Source organism: Candidatus Hydrogenedentota bacterium (assembly GCA_035416745.1).
Classification (GTDB): domain Bacteria; phylum Hydrogenedentota; class Hydrogenedentia; order Hydrogenedentales; family SLHB01; genus UBA2224.
On record DAOLNV010000039.1, the window covers coordinates 1 to 21,637 of the forward strand.

Annotated in this window: 17 protein-coding genes; 9 read left to right on the forward strand and 8 right to left on the reverse strand. The window is 60.5% G+C overall.

The features are described from left to right. Positions 1-776 (reverse strand): prepilin-type N-terminal cleavage/methylation domain-containing protein (locus PLJ71_12705; protein HQM49539.1); only part of this gene is annotated, 776 nt, incomplete at its 3' end. 453 nt (positions 777-1,229) lie between these two features. On the opposite strand from PLJ71_12705, the gene PLJ71_12710 reads away from it, so the two are divergent. From PLJ71_12710 to PLJ71_12730, 5 genes are all read left to right on the forward strand, one after another. Beyond that, on the forward strand, positions 1,230-2,312 hold the full coding sequence (locus PLJ71_12710; protein HQM49540.1) for a LacI family DNA-binding transcriptional regulator: 1,083 nt from the start codon (positions 1,230-1,232) through the stop codon (positions 2,310-2,312). A gap of 818 nt (positions 2,313-3,130) precedes the next feature. Continuing rightward, a complete protein-coding gene (leuC, locus tag PLJ71_12715; protein HQM49541.1) occupies positions 3,131-4,540 on the forward strand; it encodes a 3-isopropylmalate dehydratase large subunit in 1,410 nt (469 codons plus the stop codon). A gap of 21 nt (positions 4,541-4,561) precedes the next feature. After that, positions 4,562-4,861, forward strand: a complete 300-nt coding sequence (locus PLJ71_12720; GenBank protein ID HQM49542.1) for a hypothetical protein — start codon at positions 4,562-4,564, stop codon at positions 4,859-4,861. A gap of 45 nt (positions 4,862-4,906) precedes the next feature. Further along, positions 4,907-5,503, forward strand: a complete 597-nt coding sequence (leuD, locus tag PLJ71_12725; GenBank protein HQM49543.1) for a 3-isopropylmalate dehydratase small subunit — start codon at positions 4,907-4,909, stop codon at positions 5,501-5,503. A gap of 51 nt (positions 5,504-5,554) precedes the next feature. Beyond that, complete coding sequence (locus PLJ71_12730) at positions 5,555-7,063, forward strand: hypothetical protein (protein ID HQM49544.1); 1,509 nt, start codon at positions 5,555-5,557, stop codon at positions 7,061-7,063. Between the two features lie 140 nt (positions 7,064-7,203). Here PLJ71_12730 and PLJ71_12735 read toward each other — a convergent pair whose 3' ends face one another. From PLJ71_12735 to PLJ71_12745, 3 genes are all read right to left on the reverse strand, one after another. Further along, entirely contained in the window at positions 7,204-8,109 is a 906-nt protein-coding gene (locus PLJ71_12735; protein ID HQM49545.1) for a prepilin-type N-terminal cleavage/methylation domain-containing protein, read from the reverse strand. 373 nt (positions 8,110-8,482) lie between these two features. Further along, positions 8,483-9,340, reverse strand: coding sequence for a ferredoxin-NADP reductase (locus PLJ71_12740; GenBank protein ID HQM49546.1), 858 nt, complete (start codon positions 9,338-9,340; stop codon positions 8,483-8,485). Between the two features lie 334 nt (positions 9,341-9,674). Next, a complete protein-coding gene (locus PLJ71_12745; GenBank protein ID HQM49547.1) occupies positions 9,675-10,403 on the reverse strand; it encodes a metallophosphoesterase family protein in 729 nt (242 codons plus the stop codon). Positions 10,404-10,627: 224 nt separating this feature from the next. Here PLJ71_12745 and PLJ71_12750 point away from each other — a divergent pair, with 224 nt between their 5' ends. Next, positions 10,628-12,067: a pectate lyase gene (locus PLJ71_12750; protein ID HQM49548.1), complete on the forward strand. Its 1,440-nt coding sequence runs from the start codon at positions 10,628-10,630 to the stop codon at positions 12,065-12,067. Between the two features lie 107 nt (positions 12,068-12,174). Here PLJ71_12750 and PLJ71_12755 read toward each other — a convergent pair whose 3' ends face one another. Then, a complete protein-coding gene (locus tag PLJ71_12755; protein HQM49549.1) occupies positions 12,175-13,692 on the reverse strand; it encodes a hypothetical protein in 1,518 nt (505 codons plus the stop codon). A gap of 423 nt (positions 13,693-14,115) precedes the next feature. On the opposite strand from PLJ71_12755, the gene PLJ71_12760 reads away from it, so the two are divergent. After that, positions 14,116-14,871, forward strand: a complete 756-nt coding sequence (locus tag PLJ71_12760; protein HQM49550.1) for a ThuA domain-containing protein — start codon at positions 14,116-14,118, stop codon at positions 14,869-14,871. Between the two features lie 153 nt (positions 14,872-15,024). Here the strand turns inward: PLJ71_12760 and infA are convergent, their stop codons facing one another. Beyond that, complete coding sequence (gene infA, locus PLJ71_12765) at positions 15,025-15,243, reverse strand: translation initiation factor IF-1 (GenBank protein ID HQM49551.1); 219 nt, start codon at positions 15,241-15,243, stop codon at positions 15,025-15,027. 371 nt (positions 15,244-15,614) lie between these two features. On the opposite strand from infA, the gene PLJ71_12770 reads away from it, so the two are divergent. Continuing rightward, positions 15,615-16,601: a Gfo/Idh/MocA family oxidoreductase gene (locus PLJ71_12770; protein HQM49552.1), complete on the forward strand. Its 987-nt coding sequence runs from the start codon at positions 15,615-15,617 to the stop codon at positions 16,599-16,601. Positions 16,602-16,619: 18 nt separating this feature from the next. On the opposite strand, the gene uvrB is transcribed toward PLJ71_12770, so the two are convergent. Both uvrB and PLJ71_12780 read right to left on the reverse strand, forming a co-directional pair. Next, positions 16,620-18,617 (reverse strand): excinuclease ABC subunit UvrB, encoded by a 1,998-nt coding sequence (gene uvrB / locus PLJ71_12775; GenBank protein HQM49553.1) that lies wholly within the window; start codon positions 18,615-18,617, stop codon positions 16,620-16,622. A 3-nt stretch (positions 18,618-18,620) separates the two neighbouring features. After that, complete coding sequence (locus tag PLJ71_12780) at positions 18,621-20,654, reverse strand: bifunctional (p)ppGpp synthetase/guanosine-3',5'-bis(diphosphate) 3'-pyrophosphohydrolase (GenBank protein ID HQM49554.1); 2,034 nt, start codon at positions 20,652-20,654, stop codon at positions 18,621-18,623. Between the two features lie 239 nt (positions 20,655-20,893). Here PLJ71_12780 and PLJ71_12785 point away from each other — a divergent pair, with 239 nt between their 5' ends. Next, positions 20,894-21,532, forward strand: a complete 639-nt coding sequence (locus PLJ71_12785; GenBank protein HQM49555.1) for a PilZ domain-containing protein — start codon at positions 20,894-20,896, stop codon at positions 21,530-21,532. The last annotated feature ends 105 nt before the right edge of the window (positions 21,533-21,637 follow it).

Sequence of the window (21,637 nt, forward strand, 5' to 3'; positions counted from 1 at the left end):
ATCATGAAGCGCTCGATGCCTTCACGCAGGCGGTACACCGTCGAGCCGCCGCCGTTGCCGTTCCCGGCGGTCACGCTGGCATCACCGCGTATCGCGTTATTGACACCCTCGATGTCCGATGCCGTGTATGCGGCAGCCACTGCGCCAAGGAAGCTTTCCCAGGTCTCGACGACCTGGGCGGGCCCCAGGATGGCAGGATCGACAACGACGCCCAACGGGGTAAGGATCATCGCCACGCCCGCCAGCGACTTGGTCGGATAGTCGTCGCCGGCACGGTCATAGACAAAGCCGTTATACCGGTAGCTCATGTCGACCGACTTGATGCACGCGCCGCCGTAGTTACAGCCGTGACCATCCTCAATCACATCCAGTTTTTCGCCACTTCCGAAGAAGTTCTCGCCGTTCGCGCCGGTATAGTTCTGCGTGCCGTCATCCGCGTCCGACGGGCAGAAGAAGATCGCCGGGTCCGTAAGGTATTCGGGGTAAATGTCCGTCACCAGGGGCCCGAAGTCCAGCGCGAACGTGTCATTAACGCGGACGACATTGGGGGTGAACAGAGGGTGGAAATACTGAAGCTGCATGGGGGGCCATTGTTCGCCCTTGGATTCGTTGGCGAACATCTTGAAAACGAGTGCCTGCTGTTTGAGGTTATTGGCGCAACTTGCGCGGCGGGCCGCTTCGCGTGCGCGGGCGAGTGCGGGGAGCAGGATGGCCGCCAGAATGCCGATAATAGCGATGACGACCAGCAGCTCGATTAGCGTAAAGCCTTTCTTCATGATCCATTCTCCTTTATGTTGCTCTATGAAGCCTTCCCAGAGGCTGCCCACAAACCCGCGGCCACATGCCGCAGGAATATCCACATTCCAGATATGAAACTATCAACAAAAACAAACATCAACGCCCTGTTTTGAGATTCCCGCACGCCGAAGAACTCAGATGACGGCGCCTTTCGGGCGGGGAACGAGAGCGTTCGCTCGTGTTCAACTGCTTGTGGCGGCCCAATAATGACAACGATGTCAAAGGAACCATAGCATAGATTGGGTAGGCTGTCAAGAGGATTTTTGCACCGCGGTTTTGCCTGTGTTTATTGACTAACATTAAAATTCTGTGGACATCTCATGCGCTATGCTGTAAACTACGTGAAGTAGTCTGTGTCAAGCCCTGTCTGGTAATCGTTGTCATGGCGATTGAACCCGGATGGCATAGGGCGAGGGTGGGAAAAGGTCGAGATGGAGAAAACGACGCGTCCTAACGACATGTCATGGACGATTCACGATATCGCGCGTGAGGCGGGTGTCTCGGCGAAGACCGTCAGCCGTGTGGTGAATCAGGAGCGGGGCGTCGCGGAAGACACGCGGCGGCGGGTCGAGTCTATCATCGAAGAAGTGGCGTACTACCCGCATACGGGGGCGCGCAGCCTTCGCACGACCACCCGCGACTGCATTGGCGTGACGTTGCCGGCCCCCCGTTCGGTCGTTCCGCTGAGCAGCACCATGCTGAACTGGCTGTTCGTCGAGCTGGACCGGGTATTCGGGTCGAAGGGGAATTTCGTTGTGTTCGATCTGAACCCCTACGCGACGGCCAACCACCACGATTATGCCCGCGGCCTCTGGGAACAGCGGTACTCCGGCCTGGTAATCGCCGGTGTTCTGACCGAAGACGACCCCGTGGTCCGCAGGGTACACAAGTCGGGCGCCCCCTACATGACCTCCTGCCGCATGGATACGTTCCCCGAGTGCAGCAGCGCCACGATTGATATCGAGGAGGGGGCGTATCTGAGCACGGATTACCTCATCAAGCGGGGCCACAAGCGCATCGGCATGTTGAAGCCGTTCAGGAATATGCAGCCCGGCAACGCCCGTCTCCGCGGCTACGCGCGCGCCTGCGAAGCCAACGGCATTCCCTTCGACGAAAACCTGGTCCGCCCGGTCACCCTGGAGTCGGCGGACGTAATCAACGCTGTCTTCCGGCTGCTCTCCGACCCGACGGTGACCGCGCTGATCGACAGCAGCGGCGGCGAAGACTCCGCGAGCATCCGCGAAGGAGTGCGGCGCACCGGACGCGTCCTCGGCAAGAACGTCGACGTGCTGCCGTGGACCTATTCCCACAACGCGACGGTGCTCAACGAAGCATGCGCGCACCTGTGGCTCCCGTTGCGCGAAGCCATGGCCGAAGGGTTCGAACTCCTCGAGAAATGGTTCCGGAACGAGGCCGAAGGGCCGGTTCATGTCCTCTATCACACGATTCTTCGCGAAACCCCGGGTGAAGACGAGGTGTTCGAGAAGCACACCGTGTTCCAGTTGATTACCTGAACGCCGCGCTGCGGGTCCGCTTCCTCCGGCGAGCATCTTCATTGGCGCGTTCTCCTTGTGGGCCCGCCGCCCGTGTGGGACCGGCGCCCTCGCTCCTGCTTGTGTGAGACCGGCGCCCTTGCCGGTCATTCCGCCACGTGTGGGACCGGCAGATATCCCGGCCCACATTTGGGACGCCCCCGCCTCGGACACAACAGTCCGACAAAGCGCCAACGGCGCATAACATACCGGCCTTTACAGCGCCAACGGCGCGAAACATACCAGCCTTGGCTGAAGGCCAAGGAAACCGGCCCCCCAAAAATCCTCACCGGGCTGAAGGCCCGGAACATTACGTCGTGCGGCCGTTCAATCCCCAATATGTTTCGGGCCTTCAGCCCTCTTGCCTGTTTTGAATCCCATCACCTGGCCCTTCAGGCCAGGCTGGTATGTTACGCGCCTTCGGCGCTCCGGAGGTCCCATGCCGCCGCCGTTGGTGCTCTGGGGGACGCCTGCCGTTGGCCGTTGGCGGGGTTATCTGACCACGGCAAGGAGATGACGCCCCTGGGAGCGCCGAGCGCCAGCTCGGCATTCTTGTGCCGTCTGCCGCGTCGGCGGTCCGGACACCCCATGTTTCGCGCCTTGGGCGCTGAAGAGGGGTAAGCTGCAATCTGAAAGCATGTTTCGCGCCGTTGGCGATGGCATGGCCTGTTGCGGTAAGCTATGTCCCTGCGCATAGTGTCTTGTATGAAAGAAGCCGTCGTGGCGCTCTTGCTCGGGTTCCACCGCTTGGCAATATGCGGAACGCGCAATATACGTAACCGAACGCAGAGGAAATGGGCATGGCAAGGAATATTTACGAGAAAATCTGGGACGCTCACGTGGTGTACGAGGAACCGGGCCGGGACACGCTGCTGTTCATTGACCGGCATTTTGTTCATGAGGTGACTTCGCCCCAGGCCTTCGAGGGTCTGAGGCTGGCGGGGCGCAAGGTGCGGCACCCTGAACTCACGTTCGCGACCATGGACCACAACATTCCGACTACGGACCGCACTAAACCCATTGCGGACGCCCTGTCAAAGACCCAGGTTGAGGCGCTCCTCGCCAACTGCAAACAGTTTGGAGTGACGTGCTTCGACATGAACAGCGAGTTCAACGGCATTGTGCACGTGATCGGTCCGGAACTGGGGCTGACGCAGCCGGGATTCACCATCGTATGCGGGGATTCGCATACGGCGACGCACGGGGCGTTTGGCGCGCTCGCGTTCGGCATCGGCACAAGCGAGGTCGAGCACGTGCTGGCCACCCAGACCCTGTTGCAGCGAAAATCAAAGACCATGGAAGTGCGTCTGAGCGGCAAACTGGGCGCGGGCGTCACGCCGAAGGACGTAATCCTCGCCATCATCGGCAAAATCGGCACGGCCGGCGGCACAGGCTATGTGCTCGAATACACCGGGGAAGTGATCCGCAACATGACGATGGAAGGGAGGTTGACGGTCTGCAACATGACTATCGAGGCCGGGGCCCGGGCCGGTCTCGTATCTCCCGATACCACCACGTTTGAATACCTGAAGGGCCGGCCCCGTCTGCCGAAGGGCACGAGCCACGAGGAACTTGTCAGAGGATGGCAGGCCTGGGCATCCGACCCCGGCTGTTCCTACGACTCGCTCGTTGAACTCGATGGGGCAGCAATCGAGCCGCAGGTCACGTGGGGCACCTCGCCCGGAATGGTCACGGGCGTCAGCGGCACGGTGCCGCGGCTGAACGAGATTGCGGATGCCAACGCGCGTCTCGCTGCCAAGAAGGCCCTGGAATATATGGATTTGCCCGAGGGACTGCCCATCAGAGACATCACGATCAACAAGATGTTCCTCGGTTCATGCACGAACGGCCGCATCGAAGACCTCCGGGAAGGCGCCAGGGTGGCCAAAGGCTACAAAGTCCACGCGGCCGTTGAGCAGGCCCTCGTGGTACCCGGTTCGCGGCAGGTCAAGGCGCTGGCCGAAAAGGAAGGCCTGGACCAGATCTTCAGGGAAGCCGGGTTCGAGTGGCGTGAACCCGGCTGCTCGATGTGCCTGGCCATGAACGCCGACGTGTTGAATCCGGGCGACCGGTGTGCGGCAACGTCGAATCGCAATTTCGAGGGACGCCAGGGCAAGGGCGGCCGGACGCACTTGGTGAGCCCGGCCATGGCCGTCGCCGCCGCAATCGAAGGACACTTCGTCGACATTCGCGACTGGGAATACAAATAGAGCGAAGCAAAGGAGGCGGTCATGGGTTGCTGTTTGGGCGTGGTTGCGCTTATTTTCCCGCGAATTGCGCTGTTCGTGATGTGGCTGAGCGGGTACGGCGGCCGGGCCTTTGACACCATCCTCTGGCCGCTGCTGGGCTTTTTTTTCATGCCGTACACGACCTGCGGGTATGCGTTCGCGGCCAATTCGCTGGGCGGCCTCAAGGGATGGGGGCTGGCGGCGCTCATCGTTGGCGTCGTGCTCGATGTAGCCAGCCACGGGGGAGGGGCGCGCTCCGGACACCACTATTACCAGCGCGTCCGCGTCCATAGACACGACTAGGCCTTGGACTGACACGGAAACATCGACCGTTTGAGGAGTGAACCGATGAAACCATTTACCATGCTGACGGGCATTGTCGCGCCGCTCGAGGCGCTCAATGTCGATACGGACCAGATTATCCCGAAGCAGTTTCTCAAGCGCGTGGCGCGCACGGGCTACGAAGACGCCCTGTTTTTCGACTGGCGCTACCTTGACGACGGCAAAACGCCGAATCCTGATTTCGAGATGAACGCGCCGCGGTACCAGGGGGCGAGCATTCTGCTGGCCAAGGACAATTTCGGCTGCGGCTCGTCGCGCGAACATGCTCCCTGGGCGCTTGACAACTATGGATTCCGGTGCCTGCTGGCGCCGTCCTTCGCCGACATTTTCTACAACAACTGCTTCAACAATGGCATACTCCCCATCAAGCTGCCGGGTGGAGTGGTCGAGCAATTGTTCCAGGAAGTGCGCGCCCGGGAAGGGTATCGACTGACAATCGACCTGCCCGCGCAGACGATTACGAAACCGAACGGCGAGAGTATCGCGTTTGATCTGGACCCGTTTCTCAAGGAACGGCTCCTGAACGGTTGGGATCAGATTGCGCTGACCCTCCGCCACGAAGACAAGATTCGCGCCTACGAAGAACGCCGGGGGCTGGCATAAGCCGCCTCCGCATGACGCGTCCGGGAATGCGCCGGCAGGCAACGAGCGGAGATGAACGCCACAGAAGCGACGCCAGAGGTCTCGGGGGAAAAGCCGGAGCGCCGATTGCCCTGGCTCGAACGCCCTCATTCCGGGACTACGCTGATTCTCGGGCTCGGTCTCTTTTTCTGGCTGTGTTTCGCGCTGGCAGGCACGTTTTCGCCGCCCGAGGAGCGTATCGAGGGCGTTGACCCCGTGGCGTACTACGCGTGGCTGCGGTCCCTGGCGTTCGATCACGACCTCGACTTCGAGAACGAATATCGCGCGCTGGTCCCCGAGGAAGAAGCCCTCACAAAAGGCAGCCCCGTCGACCCCGGCGGCCCCCGCACCGCGACCGGCCGCGTTCCCAACGCATTCTCGATAGGGCCCGCGATATTGTGGGCGCCGTTTGTCGCGGCCGGCCATTTTGCGGCAACGATGGGCGGCATCCCGGCCGACGGGTATTCGCAGCCCTACCACACGGCGGTTTTTCTCGCCAACATCGTCTACGGCACGGCGGGCGCGCTGTTGGTATTCGCGGCGCTGCGCGCGCGCTGGGACAGGCGCACGAGCAGCCTTGCGGCCATCGGCGCATGGGCGTGTTCTCCCGCCTTGTACTATGCCTATGCCCAGGAAGCCATGGCGCACGCGTGTTCGTTCTTTGCGATGGCCCTGTTTCTGTGCGCGTGGCTGCGCCTGCGCAAATTCGAGACGGTGTGGGGATGGGCGTTGATCGGCGGCTCACTCGGCCTGGCCGCCTTGGTCCGCTGGCAGAATGCGATGTTCGCCGTCATACCAGCCATCGACCTTCTCTGGAAAACCGACCGGAATAAGCTCGCCCGCCTGGCCGTATGCGGCGCGGCGGCGGCCCTGGTGTTCAGTCCCCAGATGGCCGGCTGGCATGTCCTGTACGGGTCGTTCGTGACCATCCCGCAGGGTCCGGGGTTTATGACGTGGTTTCGGCCGGCGCTGGTTCGCGTGTTGTTCTCGGCCCGTGAAGGCCTCTTCACCTGGACTCCGCTCATGGCGATGGGCGTTCTGGGCCTGTTCCTCTGGCCTGAGGACGACAAGAAAGCCTATGCGGCGATGGCGGCCGCCGTGCTGATTCAGGTCTATATCACCGCCTGCGCGGGTGACACGGGGTGGTCGTTCGGAATGCGCCGTCTTGTCAATTGCACACCCTTCTTCGCGGTAGGCCTGGCGACGGTACTCTCGCGCTACAGGACCGCCAGACCGCGGTGGGCCGGACTCGTCATCGCCGTGTGCGCCGCCTGGAACGCCCTGTTTGTCATGCAATACGCGGGACTGCTCGATACGCTCTACATCAACAAGGCCCTTCAAACAGTCTCTGAACAGCACCACGTTCCGGTGGATACTCTGGCCAGCATGAGCACTCTTCCGGACGGAACACCGTTTGACGCCGAGGAATTCGCGCGAAACCACCGTTTCCCCCGGGACAGCGCCCCCACATTGCGCCAGTTCATCCCCGACAAGTTGACCGTGTTGGTGGTATTCGTGCGGAGAGTGCTCGCATGGCGTTAACGGCCCGTCCGGTCCATCGCCTCGCGCCGCTTCTTCCTACTGGCTGTTCTGAACAGAAAAACCAGGACACATAAGAACAACGCCGTGAACCTCTCAGCTCACGGCGTTGCAGGCATTCTGCCGTTGGGTCCTTGGGATGCTCAGGTCGCGGCGTCGACACCGCCGATCCGGGCAAGGTCCTCAGACACGGGGAATTTTTCGCTGGGATACCGGATGAACTCGACGTGCCCGTCCATATAGAGCACGTTAGAGCCGCCGGGGATGTGGTTGAAATCATTCACGGAGGTATTCAGCACATCCCACCAGACTGCCAGGGTAGACTGAGCCATGCTGCTGGAAGCCGGATTGTTGATATCCGTGATGAAGAACCGCTCGATGCCCTCGCGAAGACGGTATGCGTTAAGGTTTCCCAACGTGGGATGGGCGATGGTGTGGTCTGCTTCGGTGTCGTTGAACAGAGGCAGGAGCGCTTGGGCGGCCAGAAGCGCACCCAGCTCCGCATCGCCGCCACCCCAGATCTCATTGTCAATCCATTCATTGCTGCCAACGGCGTACCCCATATAGGTGTAGGATGAGTCGCCCTGGTTCGCGAATCTTCCCCATCCGTCAAGGAGGTTGATGCCGTCGGCAGGATTCATGTCAAGTTCGCCGTCGGCGCGGACCCAGTTGCCGCCCGTGTTCGGGTCCAGCATATTCTTGCCTTCCGGGTCCGAGGGGCAAATGAGCACGTTCGGGTCAGTCAAGTATTCGGGATAGATGCTGGCCGGATTGGGCATCCAGCACATTTCGGTCGCGACACGCGGAACGCTCGGGTCATCCGTTGGCATCTGAGGGCCTTGTACCTTGTGAGGGAACTTTTCGCCCTTCGATTCGTTGGCGTACATCTTCAGAACAATTCCGAGTTGTTTCAGGTTGTTGGCGCAACTCGCCCTTCTGGCAGCCTCACGGGCGCGCGCGAGCGCCGGCAGCAAGATAGCGGCAAGTATGCCGATAATTGCAATAACCACCAACAGTTCAATCAACGTAAATCCAGCTCGCTTCCTCATTTCTCTCTCTCCTTGAGTTTTGATGCCCCTGCAGGCCTTCCCGGGACCGTGCCCAGGAACTCCCCGTGATCTGGCAGATTTGGCTCTTGTCCCGGGGACCGGACCTCGTGTCCTTCTTTGCGTATCCCGGGATTGCCGAAACACCCCTATCGTTGGTTCGTTAGAAGATTGATCGGGAGCCGCCTCTTCCCCACAGGCATGATACCCCCATCGCGTCCTCCGAAACAAGGACGAAAGGTTAGCGGATATTCAATCATGCGCAGGTTTTCGCGAGCGTGAGCGGGACGCCGGCGAACGCCCCCGCGCCCACGAAAAAGGGCGCCTCGCGCATTCATCGAGGCGCCCTGTCCGTATCCGTGGGGCATTCAGCCTACTAATACATAAGCTCCATCCAGCGCTTGCCTGCCTTGAGCTCGGCCTTGCGCCGCTGCCATTTCTCTTGCGAACCGGCGATCTTGGCCATGGCCTCGTCCAGAAGTTCGCTCACCTTCTCATGTCCGGCCACGTAGACATACGTATCGGGGTCGCGGACCATGTCCCACACTTCGTGAGCGTTCTGCTCGATGGCTTTGTCCAGCGCGATGGGGGCATCGAGCGCTGGATGGGGGCTGACCGCCTCAAACGCCTTGAACGTTCCTTCGTCGTAGTAGTTGGCGAAGTCATCGCGCTTGTCGTTCATATAGATCATTTCGAGACCGGTCTTGGCGCCGAAGAACAGGCGAACTTTGCCCTTCCAGCCGCCGCGCTCGTCGTAAATGTGGCGAACAAATGCGCGGAACGGGGCGATGCCCGTGCCCAATCCGACCATCAGGAGGTTCGTCGTGTCGTCATCGGGGATCGAGAACGCGCCTTTGTACGGCCCTGCCATCGTGAGCTTATCACCGGCCGTCCGGTCGCAAAAATAGTTGGAAGCCTTGCCTTCGTACTTCTCGCCGCTGTAGTCGTCGATGTAAAAACACCTCTTCACGCAGAGCGTCAGGCGCGTTTTTCCGCCGGAGGCCTTCTTGCCGCCGGCTATGGTGTACAGGCGGAGGTGATATTCGCTGCCAAACTCGTGCGGACCCGGCACCAGCAGCCCGATGCTGTCCCCCACGGTGTACGAGAAGTCATCCTCCAGCTCAATAACGATATTCCGGATATCCTCCTCCGAGTCCGCCGGAGTGATGCGTTCGTTACTGATGACCGTTGCCACAAACGGTTTGCTGATGTCCAAGTCTGCCAGAGACGCCATGGTAATTCCTCCGCTTCGTTCTCCACGCAGGAGAACCCTTTGCGCAATTGATACGAACGCCCGGGCAGGGCATGTTTGCCTGATGGCTCACACTGGCCCCGGCATAAGGTGCACTCGGCGTACAGTCCTCCCCTGCCCGAAGGACCCATCTCAAACTCAGTAAGCACGTATTGTAGGGGGCATGCACAGGGAGAGTCAAACGGCCGGGCAGCCGGTACGCTTCCTGGGCGAAGCCCCCTGGAGTCGGAGCTGTGCCTCTCCCGCATCCGGGGCTGGAAATGGTTCACGCCGTTTCTGCGGAGCTTGCGCGACTGATACAGCCACCCGGAGCAGCTCAGTGCCCTTGGTGCAAGCGGTCAGCAAGAAACAACGGAAGACCCGCCTCGACGATGCGCCGGGCCGCCGCATCAACGTCATAAGGAACCCGCACCAGCTCGTATTCCTCGGTTTCCGAGTTGAAGATGCCGAACGACGCCCGGGCATCGTCGTCCCGGGGCTGTCCTACCGAGCCGGGGTTGATCAGGTATACCTTCCGGGGGTCCAGGGTGAATCTTGACTCTTCGTCCAAGGCGTACACCCCGTCGTCGGTGAAGATGCCCGGACAATGCGTATGGCCAAAGAAGCATACGCGATAGTTTCTTTCGAGCAGTTTGTCAATATAGGGCCGCGTCTCTTGCCACGAGAAGATGTAATCCCATTCCCCCTCTTCCGGGGTGGCATGAACAGCCAGGAACGAGTCGCAGACCATGCTCAGGGGCAGATTCTTGAGCCACTCGAGATTGTCCGGGCTGAGGTGTTCGGTAGTCCACTTGACGGCCGATAAGGCGAGCTGGTTGAATCCCCACGGCTCTTCCTGGCCGCAGGCTACGGCATCGTGATTGCCAAGAATAGTGGGAATGTCCCGCGCGCGAATGGCTGACACGCATTCGTCGGGCGATGCGCCATAGCCGACAACGTCCCCGAGGCATATGGTCCGGGGAATCGTGTGCTCATCGATATACGCCAAGACGACATTAAGGGCTTCCAGATTGCCGTGAATGTCGGAGATGATGGCGTAGCGCACGCGCACCCCCCTTCTGCTTCGGTCTCTCAGACCTGGCCCGCGGCGTGATTCGATAGGCTCCGGTCCGGCTGGCCTCGAAAATACATCAAAATCCCACCCCTTTGCCACGGTCAACGCGTCAGAAACTTGAAGTCTTCCGGGCAGAACTGCGATAAGAATGCCTTGATAATTCGAAAAGTGCAACCTGTTAGCAAGTCTTTTGTGCTTATCAAGAGGAACTGAGAATGAGCCCACGTACAGCAGCGTTGAGCATCCTGTTCACGGCCGTTTTCCCGGCATGGGCCGGCCAAGACGCCGCCCCGGGCCGGGAACAGGCTGCGGGGGCGCTCCGGAAGGCCGTGGAATTCTTCCAAAACGACGTGTCCATCGAGGGCGGCTATTTGTGGCGGTACACGGCCGACCTCACGCTGCGGGAAGGCGAAGGCAAGGCCACCGCAACGCAGGCATGGGTACAGCCTCCCGGCACGCCGACCGTGGGCACGTCCTTTCTTCAGGCGTACGAGAAGACGGGCGAACCCTATCTCCTCGACGCGGCACGGCAAACGGCCCATGCACTCGTGAAAGGGCAGCTGGTTTCCGGGGGCTGGCAATATTCGATCGAATTCGACCCCAAAAAGCGCGAATCATACGCATACCGCGCTGATTCGCCTGAGGCCAAAGGCCAGAACGTCAGCACCCTCGACGACAACACGACCCAGGCCGCCCTGCGCTTTCTGATGCAGATGGACAAGACCCTCAACTTCGAGGATGAGGCCATTCACGGCGCGGTCATGTATGGGCTCGAAAAGCTGTTGGCGGCGCAATACCCGAACGGCGCGTGGCCGCAGCGATTCACCGGCTCGTACAATTCCCAGGACTTCCCCGTCAAGCCTGCATCGTATCCTGACGAGTGGTCTCGGACCTATGAAGGAGCCTACTACCAGGGTTACTACACGTTCAACGACAGCACCATCAACGACGCCATAGAGACCATGTTCGACGCCGCGGAGACATACGACAGGGCCGACTGCCGCGAGGCCGCGCTGCGCGCAGGCGATTTCATCATTCTCGCGCAGATGCCCGATCCGCAGCCGGGCTGGGCGCAACAGTACGACGCCGAAATGCACCCCGCATGGGCCCGGAAATTCGAACCTCCGGCGGTCACCGGCGGAGAATCGCAGGCGGTGATGCATACGCTCCTGTATCTGTACCGAAAGACCGGCGAAACAAAATACCTCGAACCCCTCCCCCGCGCGTTGGATTACTACGAGAAATCCGCGCTGCCGGACGGCCGTCTCGCGCGGTTCTACGAACTCCGCACCAACACTCCCCTGTATTTCACCAAGGATTACCAGCTCACGTACAGCAGTGACGATATGCCCACGCACTACGCCTTTATCGTGGATTCATCGCTCGCTTCCATTCGCAAGGAATACGAGCGTCTCAAGAACACGCCGCCAGAAGAATTGAAGACCCAGTCCGCCCCTTCTAAACCGCGCATGACCCCCGAACTTGCCCAAAGAGCCCAGGCCCTCATCGATGCGCTGGACGAACGCGGCGCATGGACCGAAGCGGGAGACCTCCGGTATCACCCCAAAGGGTCCGCCGACCGCGTTATCGACACCCAGACGTTTGTCCGGAACATAGGCGCATTGTCCGACTATCTCGCAGCGCTGGAATCGTAAGCCCAAAATGCGTGAAGGTGCGCCAGACAGGCCGGGGTGGTGTGCCGCAGGGAACGTCGCTGCAGGAAGGGCAGGGAAACCCATTGCCACGGATGGGATGTCGATGACTATTTGTCGTCCCGCGAGGTCTGGTGGCGCTGAAATGCGGCGAGATAGTCCTCGGGGGTGACAGCGTACTTCTGACAAACGGTCCGCTCGAGGACCTCCCGCGGGTCGCCCCCCTGAGCATTGCCTTCACAGTAAATCCAGCATCCCCTCGCAACCCCGCGCGTCTTCTCGAGCTGTTCGTCCAGGTACTTGGGCAGGTAGTTGGGCTTGCGGGTGCGTGTGTTCCACGGATGGTACCCCGGCAGCACGCGCGCGGCGAATGGATAGGCTTTGTGCACATCTTTCACGAACGAACTGGGATCCACGAACCAGCGGACCAGATGGCTGGGCACATCCGGGGCGGCCATCTCGTTCTCCCCCGCTCCGTAGCTTTTTTCCGTGGCAATCCAGATCTCTACACCCGCGTCATGGATGCCCTTCAACCACCAGTAATTCCCGTCGCTGCACCCGGGAATCCCGGCGTACATACGCGCCTCGTATACTTGCATGAGAACAACGCCGGGCCAGACGCCGCGCATCGCCTCGCCGGCTTGCCGTCCGCGATGGTAATACATACCCGACAACCCGAACTCATCGTTGAAGGTCCAGGCGCAGACGTGATCGGCCACGTCCTTGTACTTCTCTCGAACTTCCTCCGGCACACCGTCGTAGTCTTCGGCGTCGTACACAATGCCGCGGAAACCCAGCTGCCGCGCGCGAGCGTATATGCGGCGCATTTCTTGAACTGTCGTGAGCCAGCGCTGTTCGTCGCGCAAATCCTCGGGACTGTTGACCATGAACGTAAAGGCTTCGTGTTCCCCAAGCCAGTAACGAATGCCGCGGCGGGCGAGCGCGTCGAGCGCCCCGCTGTCCGCCCAAAGCTCGAGACCGCTGTTGGTGTTGGTCTGGGGAAAGGCCGTCTCGGCAAAATCGAGCCAGAGATCCGTCGCGCGGAGTTCGTGCTCGAAGTAATCCAGCTTTGCCAGGTAATCACGCTCCAAATCGCCTGACCAGCACATCACGTGGCGCTCGGGATAGTTCGGATAGCCTGAGGGGATAAGTTCGGAGAGGGCGCCCTGCTTGACCCCGCCCACATGGACCCGCATATACCGCCCAACAGCATCACCGAGAGGGATGTTCGTACGGTCGCCGCCCCGCCACATGGGAAGGTTCACCCGCCTCCCGAGAAGCGGCCGGAATGTCTCGCCATCCCCACTGACCTCGATTTCCTCTATCCAGCGTACAGGCTTCGATTGCCCGTTCACGACGGTCAGACCTTCGAGCACAAAAGGCTGCTTCAGATCGAGCGTGAGCACCGTGGCGATGTCGCCCGGCAGGTTGGGATCGTGCACGAACATGGTTTCCGTGGCGGCATCCCCGTCGCAGACGTGACTAACCTGGTCAATTGCGTCTCCACCGGCTACTTCCACGAGCGCCACTGGAATTGATGCCGTCTCGCCGTTCGCTTGGTACCCGCCAAGTGCGGCAAACATCGTGGCGGCAAGAATGCCCGCCCATTGAACATGTCGCCTTACCATTTGCGCTCCTCCCTGTCTTGAAGCTTTCTTGACATCATACCAGTGCGCCGCCAGGGGGAGCACCCAGCGCTGCGGCGAAACGCCGTTGAACACGGGCAGCTACAGGCGGCGGCGCGTGGACCGTGTGGTGGCCCAGGGCCGCCTCCTTAGCCCCGGAGGGGCGGCAGAAGTTGTGCCTCAACGTGACGGGCGAGGGCGCCGGCCCCACACGCCGGTCCGACACGAGCAGCGGGGAGCCCCGCACCACAGCGTCCTGTTTATGTATCGGGCCTTCGGCTCTCTTGCCCGCCGGTGACGCCCGCCCACCTCAAAGACCGCGTTCTTGCACAACCTGTGCCGGTATTGAATGCTGCCCCTGATGCGCCTACAATCCCCTCAGGTTTACCATGAAGCGCAGAGACATCCGTGAAAGGAATAAATCCTATGAGAGCCGCTATCGTTTTGGTGTTGGCCTGCGCCGTTTCGTCGGCATTCGGCCTTCCGGCACTGGCGAGCGAAGGAGCCGCCCAAGAAGAGACGCTCCGGGTGGTAGTGGTCACTGGCGGTCACAGCTACGATAAGGAAGCGTTCGAAGGGTTTTTCAAAGGAATCGAGGGCATCGAATTCGTTTTTCAGGAACAAAAGGACCACAGCGAACTCTTCGAAGACGTTTCCGGCTGGGACTACGACGTCATCGTGTTCTACTCGATGACCCAGAACATCTCCGAGAAACGGCAGCAGAACCTCATTTCACTTCTCGACGAGGGCGTGGGCGTAGTCGCCCTGCATCACATCATTTCCGGGTTCAACAAATGGCCCGAGTTTCAGAAGATCATTGGCGCGCGCTACCTGCTCGAACCCGTCGAGCAGGATGGCAAGCAGCTCCCGGGCTCGACCTACCAGCACGATGTCGAGATCGACGTCAAGGTGGCGGACCCCCTGCACCCGGTGACCAAGGGCGTCGCGGGCTTCAAGACGGTTGACGAAACGTACAAGGGCTGTCTGTTCGAACCCGACAACCACGTCTTGCTCACCACAGACAATCCTGCCAGCGACAAGAGCGTCGGGTGGGTGCGTACCTACAAGAACGCCCGGGTTTGCACCATCCAGCTCGGACACGGGCCGTCCATCTTTGCAGACCCTCAATTCAAGAAGCTCGTGGTGCAGGCGGTGAAATGGACCGCAAAGAAGACCGGCTGAAAACGGCGTTCTGAGGGAGAGGCGGCGCCACCAAAAGACGAGTCGTGGGGTTCGTTCGTCTTCCGGTTCATTGTCAGGCGTCGTGGGGGCATCAGCGGGGAAACACGGGCTGGAGCCCCGCCCGCCCATCGCGGGCTGGGGCACGGCGGGGCGTTACTTGTACCGGTACGTGACGCGTCCCTTGGTCAGGTCGTAGGGCGACATCTCGAGTTTGACGCGGTCCCCGGGGAGAATGCGAATGAAATACTTGCGCATCTTGCCGGAAATGTGTGCGAGAACAATGTGTCCGTTATCCAGTTTCACGCGAAACATCGCGTTAGGTAAACATTCCGTGACTTCGCCTTCAACCTCTATGCACTCTTCCTTTTGCATATATGCCTTTCCTGCCAGCTCCTTCTTCGAGTTCCAATAAACCCTTTCAAGAAATGCCCTGCCACGAAACACAGGCGAAGCGGCCGGCCCGCTTCTCAACGCTTTCCCCAGACTGCGCGGCGCACAGAAAGCATTCCCCATATGGTACCAGATGCGAGGAAGACATGTCCACACAAGACAACCATTATCAGTAGCTTAGGACTACCACATACGGGGCCGGGCGCCCGTATCTGACGGGACAAGCGCCACTTGAACCCGTGCGTGGCGGGTGTTACGCTCTGGCAGATTCCGTCGACCCGGCGCAGCCGGACCCGGAGGTTTCAATGCCCGCCCCAAAACGGAGAACCGCGGCCAAGCGCCGAAGTGACAGCGTGAAGCTCGCCTTGATCGGCGCGGGCGCATGGGCGCGCGCGCAACACTATCCCATACTCGCGGAAATGCCGGACGTGACCCTGGCGGCTGTATGCGACTTGGACATGTCGCGCGCCCAGGAGGCCGCTGACACCTTCAAGATTCCGCGAACGTATCAAGACTTCCGGCGCATGCTCGAGGAGGTGCGTCCCCACGCCGTATATGCGATTATGCCTCCTCATCATCTCTTCGACGTGGCGGCTGACGCGCTTCAACGCAAGTGCCACCTCTTCGTGGAAAAGCCCCCGGGCCTCACCGCGTACCAGACGCGCCTGCTGGCATACCACGCGCGGAAGAGCGGCGTCTTGACCATGGCCGGATTCCAGCGGCGCCACGTGCCGCTGATAAACACCCTCAAGACTGAGGTCGAGGCCAAAGGACCCGTGCATACGGTCGAGGTAACCTATATCAAGCGCCAGCCCGACCCGCTGAACTATTACCAGGGCGCTATCGACATCCTCACGTGCGACGGTGTGCACGCGGTCGATACGCTGCGCTATCTCGCGGGATCCTGCAAGGGTGCCGAGGTGGCCGCCGTCTCGAGTTCGGTCAGAGCCATCGACGCGGAATTCGCCAACGCCTTTCACGCCCTGGTGACCTTCTCAAACGGCGTCACGGGCATCCTCAACGCCAACTGGGCCTGCGGCCACCGCGTGTTCGCGGCCGCCATGCACGCCACTGGCGCCTCCGCCTATGCGGAGCCCGATGCCGGCGGCACGCTGCACGTCGATGGCGGCAGCGCTGACGTGCACTATACCCCGGCTGAATGCGCGGGCTCGGAGGACCCGCTCCACTACCTGGGCTTCTACGGCGAGAACCGCCATTTCATCGACTGCATCAGGAAAGGCCGCCAACCCATCAGCTCATTCGCCGACGCCGCCAAAAGCATGGCCCTGGTGGAAATGATCCACGCGAACGCGTTGGGAAGGCCGGCACGCGCCAAGTGAATCGCGCCGTTCCCCGCCCTACAGGCCCTCTTCTATTTGCCGTTTTTCGAGGACCAGCAACCGGTCGCGGAATTCGGCCGCCTTTTCAAACTCCATGTTGTCGGCCGCCAACTTCATTCTCTTGCGCAGGTCGCGAATGGTCTTGTGAATGTCGAAGCTGGGCATATAGAGTTCCGGTTCTTCGGCAGCCTTCGGGACCGTGACGTAGTCACGTTCGTAGATACTCGCCATGACCTGCGTGATGGACTTCTTGATGGACCGCGGCGTGATCTTGTGCTTCTTGTTGTACGCGTTCTGGAGCTCGCGGCGCCGGCTCATTTCGTTGATGGCGCGTTCCATCGACCCGGTCATGGTATCCGCGTACATGATGACCCGGCCGTTGATGTTGCGCGCGGCCCGGCCGCAGGTCTGGATGAGGCTTCGCTCCGACCGCAGGTATCCTTCTTTGTCGGCATCGAGCACCGCTACCAGCGACACCTCCGGGATGTCCAGTCCCTCGCGCAGGAGATTGATCCCCACCAGGACATCGAATTCGCCGCTGCGCAACGCCCGCACGATCTCGATGCGCTCCAGGGTTTCCACATCCGAATGCATATACCGCACGCGCACCTGCAAATCGGCCAGATAAGCGGTCAGATCCTCGGCCATGCGTTTGGTCAGGGTGGTCACCAGGACGCGCTCGCTGCCCGCAACGACCTTTCGAATTTCATCGAGCAGGTCATCGACCTGGTCGGCTGCCGGGCGCACCTCGACCGCCGGATCAACCAGCCCTGTGGGACGCACCACCTGTTCAATGATCAACCCCCCGCTCTGCTCCAACTCGTAGGAGCCCGGCGTGGCGCTGACGAAGATGCATTGATTGACCTTCTTCCAGAACTCGTGGAACTTGAGCGGGCGGTTGTCGCGCGCGGACGGCAGCCGAAATCCGTACTCGACCAGCTTGTCTTTTCGCGACCGGTCGCCCTTGTACATCCCGTCGATTTGCGGCACGGTGATATGGCTCTCGTCGATAACCACGATGCTGTCTTGCGGAAAATAGTTCAGGAGCGTGTAGGGCGGTTCGCCCGGCATGCGGCCGTCCAGGTGGCGCGAATAGTTCTCGATACCGCTGCAATAGCCGATCTCGGCCAACATCTCGATATCGAACCGGGTGCGCTGTTCGAGCCGTTGCGCTTCGAGGAGCTTGCCTTCGCTCTCAAGCTCTTTCAGGCGCTCGACGAGCTCGTGCTCGATGCCCTCGAGAGCCCTCTTCATGGTGTCGGCAGTCGTTGCGTAGTGCGAGCCCGGAAAGATCGCCATGCGCCGCAGACGCCGGTTGACCGCCCCTCGCAGCGGATCGATTTCGTACAGCCCCTCGATTTCGTCGCCGAACAACTCCACCCGTACCGCCGTCGCGTCCTCGTACGCGGGGAAAATGTCGATGATGTCGCCCCGTACGCGGAAGGCGCCACGATGGAAATCGACGTCATTGCGCGTGTACTGCATCGCCACCAGCCCGGCCAGCAGGTCCTCGCGCGAAATGACATCGCCCGGCGCCAGTTCGACACGAAGCGCCCCATACGTCTCCGGCGAGCCGATGCCGTAGATGCACGAAACACTGGCCACGATGAGCACGTCTCGCCGCGTCAAGAGCGCCCGGGTCGCCGAATGGCGCATCTTGTCGATCTCGTCGTTTATCGAGGACTCTTTCTCGATGTACGTGTCCGTGGCGGGAACATAGGCCTCAGGCTGGTAGTAGTCGTAGTAGCTCACGAAATACTCGATGGCGTTTTCGGGAAACAGGTCTTTGAACTCGCCGTAGAGCTGCGCCGCGAGGATCTTGTTCGGCGCGATGACAAGGGTGGGCCGGTTGACCTCGGCCACGACGTTTGCGACCGTGAATGTCTTCCCGGAACCGGTAACGCCAAGCAGAACCTGGTGCGGAACAGCCTCGCGAAGGTTCCGTGCCAGTTCACGGATCGCAGGCGGCTGATCGCCTTGCGGCGTAAACTCGGTAACGAGCTTGAAACGGTCCATGATTCACGCTTTGGTATGGAAAAGCTTTGCGGGAGAAACCTGTTTGATGCTGGCCACGCCCGCTACCGTTCTCAACGTGGCGGCGACCCATTTCGCCCCCTCTTCCTGGGTCGTTTCGAACACAAAATCGAAAAAGGTGTCGCCGTTGTCGCCCGGACGGTACTCGGCCCGCGTAATGCTGATGTTCATGGGCCGTATGGCGTTCGTAATATCGGCCAGAACATTGGGGCGGGGGCCGATAGTGACGCGCATCCCGACTTCACGCGTGACGCCTCCCAATTCGCCGTCCCAATGCGCCTCGACAATACGCTCGGGATCCCGTTTGGTCACGCCGAAGTGCGGGCATTCGGCGCGGTGCACCGTGAGGCCGGGACTCTTCGTGATATATCCGATGATGGGGTGGCCGGGCATGGGATTACAGCACTTTGCGAACTGCACCACGATACCTTTGTGGCCCTGCACACGCACCAGTTTCTGGCGCGTCTCATCATCCACCTGGCGGACGGTGCTCGGCGCCTTGCGAGGCGTTTGGGACACAGGTTTGGGCAGCGGCTCCTGTTCCGGCAATGGCTCGAGTTCACCGATCTCGCGCAAGCGCTGGCGGATGCGGGTGCGTGCTTTCCCCGTTACCACGACGTCCAGCCAGTCTAAGTGCGGCGTTTGATTCTTCGACGTCAGGATCTCGACGACATCGCCGGTTTGCAGGTGGTAGCGCAGCGGCACCATGCGGCCGCTCACGCGCGCGCCGATACATTGGTGCCCCACATCCGAGTGAATCATGTATGCGAAATCCAGAGGCGTGGCGCCGGCGGGCAGCTCCTTCACCTCGCCTTTGGGAGTGAATACGTAGACTTCCGTGGCGCGGACGTCGCGCCGGACGCTGTCAAGCAGTTCTTCGGGGACATGCGCCTCGTTGAGCCATTCGTACATCTGGCGAAGCCACCGCAACTGGTTGTCAAGCTTGGGATCGCTTTTTTCGATGCCCTCCTTGTACCGCCAGTGGGACGCAATGCCTTCGCGCGCGGTACGATCCATCTCCTCCGTCCGAATCTGGATCTCGAGGGGCACCCCATTTTCGCGCATGACCGTCGTATGGATGGATTGATACATGTTTACTTTGGGCACGGCGATATAGTCTTTGAAACGGCCCGGCACGGGAGGCCAAAGCTGGTGAACTATCCCAAGCGCGTTATAACATCCCGCCACGGTCTGCGTGATGATGCGCACCGCCAGGATGTCCATCACCTGGTCGAAATCCTTGCCCTGCTGGATGATCTTCTGATAAATGCTGTATAGATGCTTGGGCCGGCCGATCACCCGCGCAACAACCTCGGCTTCCGCGAGACGCTGTTCAAGAAAGTCCACCGTGTTCTGCAGCCACTCCTCACGCTCGCGCCGCTTCATGGCCACACGCGTGGCCATCTCGTGGTACATGACCGGGTTCAAATGGTGGAACGCGTGGTCCTCGAGCTCCCACTTCCAGTGCGCCATACCAAGCCGGTTCGCCAGCGGCGCATAGATATCCAGCGTCTCCTGGCAGATACGCCAAATGCGGTCCTCCGGCAGAAACTCGATGGTCCGCATGTTATGCAGACGGTCCGCAAGCTTTATCAAGATGACCCGCACGTCCCTCGCCGTCGCGATAAGCATCTTTCGCAGGTTCTCGGCCTGTTTTTGCTGCTGCGAAAGCTCCGCGGGGAGGGTAGCCGGCAGATTCAGCGCCCGTATGTTGCTCACTCCCTCGACAAGCGAGGCAATCTCCGCCCCAAACTGGTTCGTGAGCTCTTCCGCGGTGACCTTCGTGTCCTCGAGCACATCATGCAGGAGCCCTGCCACTATGGTGGTGGTATCCAGACGAAGATGCGCCAAATTGCTGCTCACAGCAAGGCAGTGCGAAATATAGGGATCCCCCGACAAACGCATCTGGCCCTTGTGGGCCTGGTCGGCAAAGCGGTACGCCCGACGCACCAAATCCGTGTCGGCATCCGGATTGTACTTCCGGATAGTCTTCAGCAATTTGGCGAATAGCGTGCGCATCTTGCCTCATATCCTGAGCCGCTTACCTCTGCCTCGCTCAACGCAATGAAACACTTATACTACCATTTTGCCACAAACCGTTCATGCTTACGAAATGCGGACAGGAACTGACCCGGACAGGAAGGCCCGCTTGAAGCCCGGGAAATGCATTGACAACGATTCCGATTTTCTTAGGTTTTGACGGTTGCCGCAAGCTGTGTTAGAATGGCGCCCGAAATGCTCGGAAGGGAGTGCGCCTTATGAAGAATGGGGCCATTGGGGACGAGAACACCCCGGATATCCGGAAGAACAAAGAGTGTCTTATCAATCTGATGGGACAGCACTTTCTGAGCCGTATCCTGGAAGTCTCCGAAGACCGCATCACTGTCTCGTTTCCAGGCATGGACTATCCCGCCTCCGGCATGGGTCTCGAGCTTCAATTCCACGATCAGGAGGGGTTCAACTGTTACCGGTCCCTGGTTGTGGCTGGACCCTCGGAGCATCCCGGCGCCATGGTCATTCAACGCCCGAAGGCCATGGACCGCGTCCAGCACCGGCTCACCTGCCGGGTATCCACTGACCTCACGGTCCAGGTGAAAGAGCAGAGTCTTGTGCGCAAATACGATGCGTCTCTAATCAATTTAAGCGGCGGCGGCGCTCTCCTGGAGACGGATGCGCCGCTCGACTTCAACAGCTCGGTCAAAATGCTTATCTCGATCCCGCGCGACAAGACCCGCACCGTCGAGGGGCGCGTGATACACGTGGCCCGTCCAAACGCGTCTCAGGAGGGCGAACAGTCCATCGTGGGCGTGCGTTTCATTCGTGTTGAACCGGAAACGGAGAGAGCAATTGCAGATTATGTCTGGGAACGCCTTCGCGAATTGTACCCGGGACAATAGCGTCCCTATTCACACTGGGGATACCCAAGCCTTCGGGCGGAACCTTCCGGTTTGAGCAATCCATGGTCCGCGAATACACATACCGTGTGATTGGGCCCGGGGCCG